This is a genomic window from Nocardia coffeae (assembly GCF_019890715.1).
Classification (GTDB): Bacteria; Actinomycetota; Actinomycetes; order Mycobacteriales; family Mycobacteriaceae; genus Nocardia; species Nocardia jiangxiensis.
Map to the genome: position 1 here is coordinate 187,718 of NZ_JAINZY010000015.1, position 11,797 is coordinate 199,514.

The 11,797-nt window shown below is 68.3% G+C and carries 10 protein-coding genes; 2 read left to right on the forward strand and 8 right to left on the reverse strand.

From position 1 onward, the window contains the following. Positions 1-15: 15 nt before the first annotated feature. Positions 16-636, forward strand: a complete 621-nt coding sequence (locus K7711_RS38450) for a creatininase family protein (RefSeq protein WP_308015136.1) — start codon at positions 16-18, stop codon at positions 634-636. A 14-nt stretch (positions 637-650) separates the two neighbouring features. On the opposite strand, the gene mftM is transcribed toward K7711_RS38450, so the two are convergent. From mftM to K7711_RS38485, 7 genes are all read right to left on the reverse strand, one after another. Beyond that, entirely contained in the window at positions 651-1,541 is an 891-nt protein-coding gene (gene mftM, locus K7711_RS38455) for a mycofactocin oligosaccharide methyltransferase MftM (RefSeq protein ID WP_222976269.1), read from the reverse strand. Continuing rightward, the gene (locus tag K7711_RS38460) at positions 1,541-3,049 is read right to left on the reverse strand and encodes a VWA domain-containing protein (protein WP_222976271.1); all 1,509 of its coding nucleotides are present in this window, start codon (positions 3,047-3,049) and stop codon (positions 1,541-1,543) included. Before K7711_RS38460 ends, mftM begins: the two co-directional genes overlap by 1 nt. Before the next feature lie 9 nt (positions 3,050-3,058). Continuing rightward, complete coding sequence (locus K7711_RS38465; protein ID WP_222976273.1) at positions 3,059-4,147, reverse strand: AAA family ATPase; 1,089 nt, start codon at positions 4,145-4,147, stop codon at positions 3,059-3,061. Between the two features lie 70 nt (positions 4,148-4,217). Beyond that, positions 4,218-5,510 carry an NDMA-dependent methanol dehydrogenase gene (gene mdo / locus K7711_RS38470; protein WP_222976275.1) on the reverse strand — a complete coding sequence of 431 codons (1,293 nt, stop codon included), beginning with the start codon at positions 5,508-5,510 and terminating at the stop codon, positions 4,218-4,220. Between the two features lie 387 nt (positions 5,511-5,897). After that, positions 5,898-6,302 (reverse strand): DUF779 domain-containing protein, encoded by a 405-nt coding sequence (locus K7711_RS38475; protein WP_222976277.1) that lies wholly within the window; start codon positions 6,300-6,302, stop codon positions 5,898-5,900. Continuing rightward, positions 6,302-7,819 (reverse strand): aldehyde dehydrogenase, encoded by a 1,518-nt coding sequence (gene adh / locus K7711_RS38480; RefSeq protein ID WP_222976280.1) that lies wholly within the window; start codon positions 7,817-7,819, stop codon positions 6,302-6,304. The genes K7711_RS38475 and adh overlap by 1 nt, the downstream gene beginning before the upstream one ends. Positions 7,820-7,942: 123 nt before the next feature. Beyond that, positions 7,943-9,157, reverse strand: coding sequence for an AfsR/SARP family transcriptional regulator (locus tag K7711_RS38485; RefSeq protein ID WP_222976282.1), 1,215 nt, complete (start codon positions 9,155-9,157; stop codon positions 7,943-7,945). Positions 9,158-9,280: 123 nt separating this feature from the next. Between K7711_RS38485 and acs the strand changes: the two genes are divergently transcribed. After that, on the forward strand, positions 9,281-11,218 hold the full coding sequence (acs, locus tag K7711_RS38490) for an acetate--CoA ligase (RefSeq protein ID WP_222976284.1): 1,938 nt from the start codon (positions 9,281-9,283) through the stop codon (positions 11,216-11,218). 181 nt (positions 11,219-11,399) lie between these two features. On the opposite strand, the gene K7711_RS38495 is transcribed toward acs, so the two are convergent. Further along, on the reverse strand, positions 11,400-11,702 hold the full coding sequence (locus K7711_RS38495; protein ID WP_222976403.1) for a DUF72 domain-containing protein: 303 nt from the start codon (positions 11,700-11,702) through the stop codon (positions 11,400-11,402). Between the last annotated feature and the right edge of the window lie 95 nt (positions 11,703-11,797).

Genomic DNA, 11,797 nt, shown 5'->3' on the forward strand with positions numbered 1-11,797 from the left:
CCGACCGTGCTGACCGTGCCGCTCGGGGCGACCGAACAGCACGGCCCGCATCTGCCGCTGGGCACGGACACCGCCATCGCGACCGAACTGTGTCGCCGACTCTGCGCGGCCCGGCCGCAGATCCTCGCCGCGCCCGGGGTGCCCCACGGGTCCAGCGGCGAGCACGCGGGATTCACCGGATCGCTGTCCATCGGCCGCGCCGCGGTCGAGTTGCCGATCGTCGAATTGGTGCGCTCCGCCGATACTTTCGCGGGGGTCGTGCTCGTCAACGGCCACGGCGGCAATCTCACACCGTTGGCGGGCCGCGGCGGATACCTTGCGTCGAGAGGGCCGTCGCGTACTGGCTTGGTCGCCCACCGGCCGACCCGACGACAGCCATGCCGGGCACCTCGAGACCTCGGGCATGCTGCGTCTGCGGCCGGATCTGGTCCATCTCGACCGCGCCGCCGTGGCAACACCGAATCCCTTGCGAAGCTGATGGATCGCCTGCGTTCCGGCGGGGTACGCGCGGTCAGCGCGAACGGCGTGCTGGGCGACCCGACGCGGGCCACGCCCGAGGGCGGGGCCGCCGTACTCGACCGCTGGAGCGCCGATCTGGACGCCGCGGTGACGCGGTGGCTGCCCACGATCGGGTAGCCACCGCCCTCGCCTCAGTCGATGTCGAGCACCAGCCAGCCGCCGTGGTACTCCGAGACAGTATGTGGCAGACCGGTTTCCAGGCCCAACACCTGCAATTCCGGCAGATCGAAGGTCCGCACATGCCCGTACACCGGGTCCGGCTCGTCCTCGAGCGGCACCGCGACGACCACCCGCCGCTGCGCGATCCGGATGGCCTCGGCCAGCACCGCACGGGCGTGTTCGGGATCCAGATGCTCGAGCAGATGCAGCACCGTGACCGCGGGAACCGACTTGGGCGGCAACGGAACCGCGGCCGCGTCACACGTCAGCGTGCCGACCTCGACGCGGCGGCGGGCGGCCACCGCCGCCAGCAGCCGCATGCCGCCGCGCGACAGATCGCTGGCGACGACCGTGCGCCCGGTCTCGGCCAGCAGCATCGGGAAGAACCCGAAGCAGGAGGCGATGTCGAGCGCCCGGCCCGGCACCACCAGATCGGCCGCGCGGCGGTACACGGGAGCCATGCCCGCCAGCTGGGTCCCCGATTCCCAGGTCCCAGCCCAGTGGCCGCGGATCTTGGCCAGGGTGTTGCGGTAGAAGACGTCCCACGCCGGCAGCTCGCCCTCCACACTGGAACGGACGACGCCGACGAGTATCCGCTCGAACATGTCGGTGCCGGCGACCAGCCCGGTCCGGAACAGTTCATCGGCAATCAGTTCCGCGATGTCGTTGTCCACCCGCTCCGGCGGCAGCCTATGGTGCACCACCACCCGCCCTGCCCGGGCGTGCACCCGGAAGTGCACGGTGTCCACCCCGGACGTGGCGTGCCCCGGGCGCAGCGCCGCCACCCGCACCACGCCGTCGTCGTAGGGCAGTTCCGGTGATTCCGCGAGCGGGTCCGGCGGCGGGGCGACCGGCCCCCTCATCAACCGACCGCCGCGTCGAGCAGCTCCGCCACGTCCACCAGTTCCCGCAGGCCGCGCACCACCGACACCCGGTCGCAGCGCTCGGCGTAGGCGGCCATGTCACAGCTGCCCAGCCGCCAGGAGTAGCGCGGTTCCGGTGTGAGCCAGACGGTTTCGCGCACCCGCCGGGTGATCTCCTCGAATTCGGCCAGGCCCGGATCGTTGCCGTTGCCGCGGCCGTCACCGAGCACCAGCAGGGTGGTACGCCGGGTGAGCGCGCCGGAATGTTCGGCCAGCAGCGCGCGGAAGACCGCCCCGTAGTCGGAATTGGCGTCGGTGTCGAGGAGATCGCCACCGAACAGCGCCCCCAGCGCGCGCCCGCCCCCGTCCTCGGCGAGCAGCCCGGTGATCTCGGCCGTCTCGGCGACGAAAGCGAACGAGCGGACCTGCGCGAACACGTCCTGCATGGAATGCACCAGATGCAGGGTGAAATGCGCGGTGGCACGCACCGACAGGCTGACGTCGGCGAGCACCAGCAACCGTGGACGGTCCTGAGCGCGGCGGACCGTCACCGGGGCGAACGGCACCCCGTCGAAACGGCGGCAGCGCCGCATGGTTCGCGCTGCGTCCACGCGACCGGCACGCGCAACCCGGCGACGGTGGGTAGGCGCGCCCCGCAGCGAGCGCGCGATCCGGCGCAGCGCCTGTTCGAGTTCGAGCCGCTCGGCCGCGCCGAGGTACGGCAGGTCGGCTCCGCGGCGCGGCCCGGCCTCGTGGTCGCGGCGGCGCAGCCGCAGCAGGGATTCGGCATGGCGGCGCAGCGCCGCCGGGAGGTCGCCCAGCAGGCAAGCCTGCTCCCGGGCGGCCGCGGCGTCGAGATCCTCGGGCGCGCCGAGCCATTCGAGCAGCGCCTGCTGATCGGCCGACCCCAGCCGCAGATCGACCTCGGCGCCCGCACCACCGCTGAGCTGTCCGGGCGCGGCGCCGGTGTGCAGCCGTCGGGCGTCGAACTGCAGCCGGTATCCGTCGGCGCCCACCACCTGATTGCCTTGGGAGAAGGCGATCTCCTCACTCGGCGCGGACAGATCGATCATGCCGTCGTCCTGGCTGAGGTTGAACCGGCGGCCCAACTGCTCGGTGTCGAACAGGTGCCGGACGTCCTCGGGTCGTGCGCCGTCGCCGGGAGTGGCGGCGGCGGCCTCCTCGGCCAGCTCGAAGGACGCCGGATCCGCGGTGGGCATGGCGGATTCGTCCGCCCCCGTCAATTCGGCCGTCGCCGCCGTGGCGGTGCTGGGGGCGGCGGGTTCCGCGTCGAGCAGCGCGAAGTACACATCGAACAGGTCACCGAAGAGTTCGTCGTCGCGCTGATCCTTGATCAGGGCCGCGCGCAGGGTCCAGCGCAGGGTTTCCCGGTCGGCAAGCACTCCCGGTTGGGCCGCGCCCCGCATGGCGTCGGCCATCTCGGCCGCCGATACCCGGATCCCCCAGCGCCGCAGGATATTCGCGAATCTATGCACGGTCGCTTCCATGGCGTTTCCCTACACTCCGCGGCGGCGGGCGAACGACAGCGCGCCCTGACTGGCGCTCACGCCAGACCGGGCCAGGTTGCGGGCATGCGCGCCGTAGTAGCCCTCGTCGAAGCGGCCCGGCGCGTCCTTGCCCGCGCGCACCCTGCCGCCGTCGTCGAGCGAATCCGGCTGTCCCGCCGGTATTTCGCCGGCGAGCAGGCTGGGCAGCGCCTCGACCGCGAGCCGCAGATCCTTGTCGTATTTCGCGACGACCGACAGGGTGTCGGTAAGCACGTGCCGCGACAGCGCGCGCACCTCGAGCACGGCCAGCGTGCGCGCCCAGTCCACCGTCTCGGAAATGCCGGGGGCCTTGCGCATGTCGAGCGCGCGCAACCCGCGCACGATGCGCACCAGTTCGGCCGCGAGCGCGTCGTCCAGGCCGGTGCGCTTGGAGCGGATGATTTCCAATTCCCGCTCCTCGGAAGGATAGTCGGCGAACAGATGCAGGCAGCGGCGTTTCAGGGCGGCGGCCAGGTCGCGAGTGTTGTTGGAGGTGAGGATGACCAGCGGCGTGTGCCGGGCGCGGAAGGTGCCCAGTTCGGGTACCGAGATCTGGTATTCGCCGAGCATTTCCAGCAGTACTGCTTCGAGGGCTTCGTCGGCGCGGTCGACCTCGTCGATGAGCAGCACCACCGGCTGTTCGGAGCGCACCGCCTCGAGCAGCGGCCGGTGACTCAGGAAGCGCTCGGAGTAGAACACGCTGTCGTAGGCGCCGATGCGTTCCACCGCGGCGTCGACCGAGTCGGTGTCGGCGAGCAGGTCGCCGATCTTCTCGCGCAGCATCTGTGTGTACAGCAGCTGTTTGCCGTAATCCCACTCGTACAGCGCGCGGGTTTCGTCCTGCCCCTCATAGCATTGCAACCGCAACAGACGGCGGCCGGTCGCGGCGGCCAGCGCCTTGGCCAGTTCTGTCTTGCCGACTCCGGCGGGTCCCTCGATCAGCAGTGGTTTGTCCAGGCGCGCCGACAGGAACACCGTGGTGGCCAGGCGCGCGTCGGCGACGTATCCGGTCTCGGACAGCGCCCGGCGCACGTCCTCGACGTCGGTGAAGTGATTCATCGGCAGTCCTTTCCGGGACAGGAACGGTGCGCGGACGGAGTACGGGTCTCCGTCCGCGCACCGGAGACGGTCAGCTGAGCAGGTCGTCGAGGCTGCCGTTCATGCAGTGCTCGACCACCGGCCGCACCGTCTCGAACGTGCACTCCTTGGGGTTGCCCGGAGTGCAGGCATCGCCGAGCACGTGGCGGGTGATCCGATCGACGTCCTCGTCGTCGCCCTTGATGACCGCGGCGTTCTGGTAGAACTTGGTCGGGCCCTGACCCAGCCGGTTCTTCGAGTAGCTGGTCTGGGTGATGTCGGTGAACTTCTCCGGGATGCCGACATCGCGCAGCAGCCGGATCGCCGCCGCCAGGGCGGCATCGGCGGCCTGCACGTCGGTCATCCCGTGGGTGTCGACGCCCATGGCGCCGGCGATCTCCGCGAAGCGCTTGTAGACGACCGGCATGTTGAAGGCCCACACGCGCGGCAGCGCGATGGCGTTGTTGAGCCCGTGGTGAGTGTCGTAGAACGCCGACACCGCGTGCGAGATCGAGTGGATGATGCCGAGTCCGCCGGAGTTGAATGCCTGCCCGGCAATGTATTGCGCGTACATCATGCCTTCGCGGCCGGACAATTCCGCCGGATTCCAGGTGGCCGTGCGCAGATTCTCGGCGACCAGTTTGATCGACTGCAGCGCATTACCGATGGAGGGCGTGAAATTCAGCCGGGAGACATACGGTTCCGAACCGTGCGCGAGCACATCGAAACCGCACTGCGCGGTGTAATCGGTCGGGCAGTCGAAATACAGCACCGGATCGTCGATCGCCAGAGTCGCCACCGACGCGTCGTCGAATGCCACATACTTGTGGGGATTGCCGGGATCGGTGGTGGTATCGGTGATGACATACGCCCACGACGTTTCCGAGCCCGTTCCCGCCGTGGTGGATACCGCGATGTGCGGCGGGTTCTTCGGATTCTCCGACTTGTTGAAGCCCTCGAACTCGTTGATGTTGCGCCCGTCGTGCGCGATCGAGATGCGCGCGCCCTTACAAGCGTCGTGCGAGGACCCGCCGCCGATGGAAACGAAACTGTCGCAATCGTTCTCCTGATACAGCGCCACGGCGTCCATGACGTTGTAGTCCTTCGGATTCGATTCGACCTTGTCGTAGAGCACGACCTCGAGTCCGTGGTATTCGAGCGAACCGACGATCTTGGGCACGATATCGGTACCGCGCAGGCCGCTGGTCATTACCAGCACCTTCCGAAATCCGAGTTTCAGTGCCTCCGGGCCGATGATCTCGTGCGCGCCCGGACCGAGCAGCGCTCGCGGAAACGGGTGAAACTCCTTGATGGGAAACGGCTTGATCAGCTCGTCGACCTGCATGGCACAGTCCTTTCGGGAAATACAGACGGTCCGGAATCGCACCGGCCCCTGCGACGCTATGACCGCGGCCACAGCCGCGACAGGCGAATTCCGGCAAACCATGCGACCGGAACCGGCCACCCGACCGAAAGACCAACCCCGGACTGCCCGATCGGAGAGGGTGGCAGGCAACGGCATTCGACGCTCGCGCGCTATTTCACCATTGTTCGGCAGCGAAATTCACCCGCCCAGAAATGAGAAATGCCGGTCGGCCCGGTCGTTCGCCACAGTGGGTGAACGACCGGGCCGACCGGCGCCGAGGGGCTGCCCTCCCTTCGCGCGGGAAGGAAGGGCAGCATTCCAGGCGGTGGAGCCAGGGGCGGCTCGAGGCTGCTCCGCGCGCCCCCGCTATCCAGCCGGGTCCGCGCCCGTTCTCGGGAGCGGACCGGCCTGCAGTTTCGCGTACTCCTCGTCGTCGAGCAGTCGCGAGCGGATGAGGAAGCGCACGCCGTCGGGCGCCTCCAGTGAGAACCCGCTCCCCCGGCCGGGCACCACGTCCACTGTCAGAAAGGTGTGCTTCCAGTACTCGTACTGGTCAGCGCTCATCCAGAACGGCGTCTGGTCACCGACGTGCCCGAGCAGCACATCGGAGCCCCCGACCCGGAACTCCCCGACTGGGTAGCAGATCGGGGCGCTGCCGTCGCAGCAGCCGCCCGACTGGTGGAACATGACCTGACCGTGACGCCGAATCAGGCTGCGCAGCAGCGATTCCGCCGATTCGGTCAGTTCCACCCGGGCGAGGCCCTCGGCCATCAGAAGAATCCGAGCTTCTTGGGCGAGTAGGAAACCAGCAGATTCTTGGTCTGCTGATAGTGGTCGAGCATCATGGCGTGGTTCTCACGGCCGATGCCGGACTTCTTGTAGCCGCCGAACGCCGCGTGCGCCGGGTAGGCGTGGTAGCAGTTGGTCCACACCCGGCCCGCCTTGATACCGCGACCCAGGCGGTAGGCGGTGTTCATATCGCGAGTCCACACGCCCGCGCCGAGGCCGTAGAGCGTGTCGTTGGCGATCCGCAGCGCCTCCTCGGTGGAGTCGAAGGTGGTCACCGACACCACCGGACCGAAGATCTCCTCCTGGAAGATCCGCATGTCATTGCGGCCGGAGAAGATCGTGGGCTCGACGTAGTACCCGTTGGGGTAATCCTCGACCTTGCGCGGCCCGCCGCCGGTGAGCACCTGCGCGCCCTCCCTGCGGCCGATGTCGATGTAGGACAGGATCTTCTCGTACTGGTCGTTGGACGCCTGGGCGCCGATCATGGTCGAATCGTCGAGCGGATTTCCGCTCTTGATCGCCTTGGTGCGCTCGACGCAGCGGGCCATGAACTCGTCGTAGATCGACGAATGCACCAGTGCCCGAGACGGACAGGTGCAGACCTCGCCCTGGTTGAGGGCGAACATCACGAAACCCTCGACGGCCTTGTCCAGGAACTCGTCGTCGGCGGCCATCACATCGGGCAGGAAGACGTTGGGGCTCTTGCCACCCAGTTCGAGGGTGACCGGGATGATGTTCTCGCTGGCGTACTGCATGATCAACCGGCCGGTGGTGGTCTCGCCGGTGAACGCCACCTTGGCCACCCGCGGGCTCGACGCCAGCGGCTTGCCCGCCTCGACACCGAAACCGTTGACCACGTTGAGAACTCCCGGCGGCAGCAGATCCGAGACCAGCTCCACCACCTTCAGAATCGAAGCCGGGGTCTGCTCGGCGGGCTTGAGCACCACCGCGTTTCCGGCCGCCAACGCCGGAGCCAGCTTCCAGGTCGCCATGAGAATGGGAAAGTTCCAGGGGATGATCTGGCCGACCACGCCCAGCGGTTCGTGGAAATGATAGGCCACTGTGTCGGCGTCGAGCTCGGAGATGCCGCCCTCCTGTGCCCGCAGGGCACCGGCGAAGTAGCGGAAGTGATCCACCGCCAACGGGATGTCGGCCGCCTTGGTTTCGCGGACCGGCTTGCCGTTCTCCCAGGTCTCGGCGACCGCGATCGCCTCGAGGTTCTCCTCGATCCGGTCGGCGATCTTGTTGAGGATATTGGCGCGCTCGGCCACCGACGTCGCGCCCCACGGCTCGGCGGCCCGATGCGCGGCATCCAGGGCGAGCTCGATATCGGGAGCGGTGGAACGCGCTACCTCACAGAAGGTTTCGCCGTCGACGGGGGACGCGTTCTCGAAGTAGCGGCCCTCGACCGGAGCGGTCCATTCGCCTCCGATGAAATTGTCGTACCGGGCGGCGTAGCTGACGATGCTGCCGTCCGAACCGGGCTTGGCGTAGGCCATGACTGATACTCCTCGCTGAGTCGAGCTGTGCATCACACGACCACTCGGCCGTGATGCGCACCACTATCCGCAGCGAGGGTTGGCAGAAGGTTTGACAACCCGCCACCGGCCGGTTACCGCCGGTCAAGACCGCAGCGCGGCGTGCAGGCGGGCCACAGCGACAGCGCGACGCGTGTCGTCGGGACGCAGCAATCGCAGGGCATGCTCGTGTACCGCGATGTCGTCAGGCACCCGCTCGCCGTAGCGCAGCGCATACTCGGGATCGGTGCTGGCCAGCACCGCCGTCCGGACGCCGACCTCGAAATACTCACGCCACTCGACGATTCCGGGAGTTTCCGATCCCGGCAGCAGCGGACCGCGGTACAGGCGCACCGCCTCGGCCGTGTTCCCAGCCTCCAGCGCGGCGGCCAGGTCGACGGCGTCGCAGGTCAGCGGGACGGTCAATTGATAGACACGGTTGGCGATCTCGCCGCCGGTCTCGCGCCGCAGATGCGACACATCCGCCTTCAAAGTGCTCGAGGTGACCGGGCGGTCCCCGTAGATTGCGTAGTGCAGCCGCTCATGGGTGAAGCCCTCGGGCTCGAGGGCGAGCAGGGTGAGGATCTCGATCTGCCTGGGGCGCAACCGCACTGGTTTGCCGTCGCGCAGAACGCGGGCGGAACCGAGGCTGGTCAACCGCATTCCGCTCTCCGCCGCTTGCGCGGCCCCCGCCCGCAGTCGGTTCTCGATCGCGCTGACAAGCATCTGCGCGGTAGACATCGCCAGCGGATGCGCGCGATCCCAAGTCGTCGACAGATCGAGCACACCGAGCTGGCGCCCGTCGGCGCCACGGATCGGCGCGCAATAGCAGACCCAGCCGTGCAGGGCCGCGACTAGATGCTCGGCGGAGAACACCTTGCTCGGCTTGCCGGTCTGCAAGGCGAGCGACAACGCGTTGGTCCCCATGTGCATTTCGCCCCAGCGTCCGCCGGGTGCGAAGTTGACGCGCTCGGCGCGGCGGCGCATGACCATGCCGCCGTAGGACCACAGGATCGTGCCCGCCTCGTCGGTCACCGCGGCGACGTACCCGGCATCGTGCGTGATGCCGTGCAACTGGTCGGCCAGCTCGGTGACCGGCGCACGCAGCGGCGACTCGGCCCAGCGCGGCGCGATATCACCGGGCGCGGTGGGCGCGCTGTCACGGCCGGGGTCGACGTCGAGCAGCGACCGCATCCACGACTGTGCCACCTCACCACGCAGCCGCGAACTCGCCGGCGCGGGTGCGTGGCCGGGAATCCAGCGGGCCCATTCCTGCTCCAATGCAGCTCGCAGCTGCGAGAGGGTGCTGTGGTCTGCCATCTCGCGATGTCTTCCTCGTCACATTCTCGTGTGTCTACATCATGCATCACACTGCGCCGGGTGCAAGCAGCGTCCCGGGGACGCCCAACCTGTTGCCAACCGGCGCTCTGGAAACTGCCCGCCATGGACGACCAGGTGAACCACCTCACTCCCGCACACCCCGCGCACGGCAACGACTCCGGCGCCGAACTGTACGCCCGCGCCGAGGCCGACCGAAAGGCGTTCTGGGCGGCACAGGCCCGCCGCCTGCATTGGGACGAGCCGTGGCAGCACGTCCTCGACTGGTCGAGGCCCCCGATCGCGCGCTGGTTCGATGGCGGCCGACTCAACGTCGCCTACAACTGCGTGGATCGACATGTCGAGGCCGGATACGGCGACCAGGTGGCGGTCCACTGGGTCGGCGAACCCGGCGACACCCGTGACATCACCTATCGTGACCTGCACCGGATGGTGCAGCAGGCCGCCAACGCGCTGGCTGGACTCGGCCTGCGCGCCGGCGACCGGGTCGCGATTCAGCTGCCGATGATCCCGGAGGCGATCGTGGCCATGCTCGCGTGCGCCCGTCTGGGCTTGGTGCACAGCGTCGTCTTCGCCGGATTCTCCCCGGCGGCGTTGCGGGCGCGCGTCGACGACGCACGCGCCAGGGTGGTCGTCACCGCGGACGGGCAGTACCGCCGCGGACGGGCAGTACCCATGAAGGAGAAGGTCGACGAGGCACTGGTCGACGCGGACAGTGTCGAGAGGGTGATTGTGGTGCGCCGCGTCGGGGCTGACCTCGACGATGACACGCCCTGGCAGAACGGCCGCGACATATGGTGGCACGACCTCCTGCGCGACGCATCCGACCACCACGACGCCGAATCCTTCGACGCCGAGCATCCCCTGTTCATCCTCTACACCTCGGGCACGACGGGGAAACCGAAAGGTATCCTGCACACCAGCGGCGGCTATCTCACTCAAGCCGCCTATACGCACCGCATCGTGTTCGACCATCGCCCCGGCAGCGACGTCTACTGGTGCACCGCCGACATCGGCTGGATCACCGGCCACACCTATCTGGTGTATGGGCCGCTGGCCAACCGGACCACCCAAGTGGTGTACGAGGGCACGCCGAACGTCCCACACGAGGGCAGGCACTGGGAGATCATCCAGCGCTACCGCGTCAGTCTCTACTACACCGCGCCTACCCTCATCCGGACGTTCATGAAATGGGGGGAGCAGATTCCGGCCCGCTACGACCTGTCCAGCCTGCGGGTGCTGGGCAGCGTCGGCGAGCCCATCAATCCCGAGGCGTGGCTGTGGTATCACCAGCATGTCGGCGGCGGGCGCAGCCCGATCGTCGACACCTGGTGGCAGACCGAGACCGGGGCGATCATGGTCGCGCCGCTGCCCGGGCTCCGTGCGCCGAAACCTGGTGCCGCACAACGACCGCTGCCCGGCATCGGGGCGAAGGTCGTCGACGACGAGGGGCGGCAGGTCTCTCCCGGCGCGTCCGGATATCTCGTCATCGACAGCCCCTGGCCCGCCATGGCCCGCGGGATCTGGGGCGACGACGAGCGGTTCCGAACGACCTACTGGGATCGCTTCGCCGCGCACGACGACTACTTCGCAGGTGACGGCGCCCGGTACGACACCGACGGCGATATCTGGATCCTCGGCCGCACCGATGACGTCATGAACGTCTCCGGCCACCGCCTGTCGACGGCGGAGATCGAATCGGCCCTGGTCGCCCATCCTGCGGTGGCCGAAGCGGCGGTGGTCGGCGCATCCGACGCGTTGACCGGCCAGCGCGTGATCGGGTTCGTCGTGGCGCGCGGTGAGGCCGATCCGCCCACCGCCGACGACCTGCGCCGGTATGTGGCCGAAGCAATCGGCCCGATCGCTACCCCCCGCGAAATCCACTCGGTGCCAGAGCTTCCCAAAACCAGGTCGGGCAAGATCGTGCGCAGGCTGCTGCGGGACATCGCCGACGGTCGCGAGCCGAGCGAAACCACGACGCTGGCGGACCCCGCCGTAATCACAGACATCGCACAACGATTCGGCCCGCGAACGGATGCGTGAGTCCGACCCGCCCGAGGCGTCGCGGCACGAACCGCAGAGTGACGATCAGGTCCAGCGCCGCGCCCATGCAGTACCTGGTGGGGCGCTTCGACAGCAAAGCACAGCGGCTCTGCCGCGCTGAGACGCGCCGACAGGAGTTCGGTGAACGTGCTGCCGCCAAGGTGGCAGCACGCGAACGTCCTCACCACGGGGTGTCCCACTCCCGCGACACCTCGGGCGGGTCGGTGACCAGGGGTAGCGGTGCGGGTGTCCGGGTGACCGGCCAACCGGCGGAGCGAACGACGGCGGCGAAGCGGATCGCGTTGTGGATGGCCGCGCCATCGGGATCGTTGTTGAAGTAGACGTAGATGTCGCGGTCGACGTCCCAGATGTCGCCGAGGCGGTGCACCCGGTCGGCTAGGACGTTCTCCTCGTAGCAGGGCCACAGCGTGCCGGTGCTCTCGTGGAAGCACAGGTAGCCCCAGTCTGCCGTGCGCAGGATTATGACGAGCCCGGAGACTTCAGCTAGGCCGAATTGAGCAGTCCCGAGTCCTCCGCATCGACGACTGCCCTACTGCGGGTGGGTGGTCGGGCAGCGCG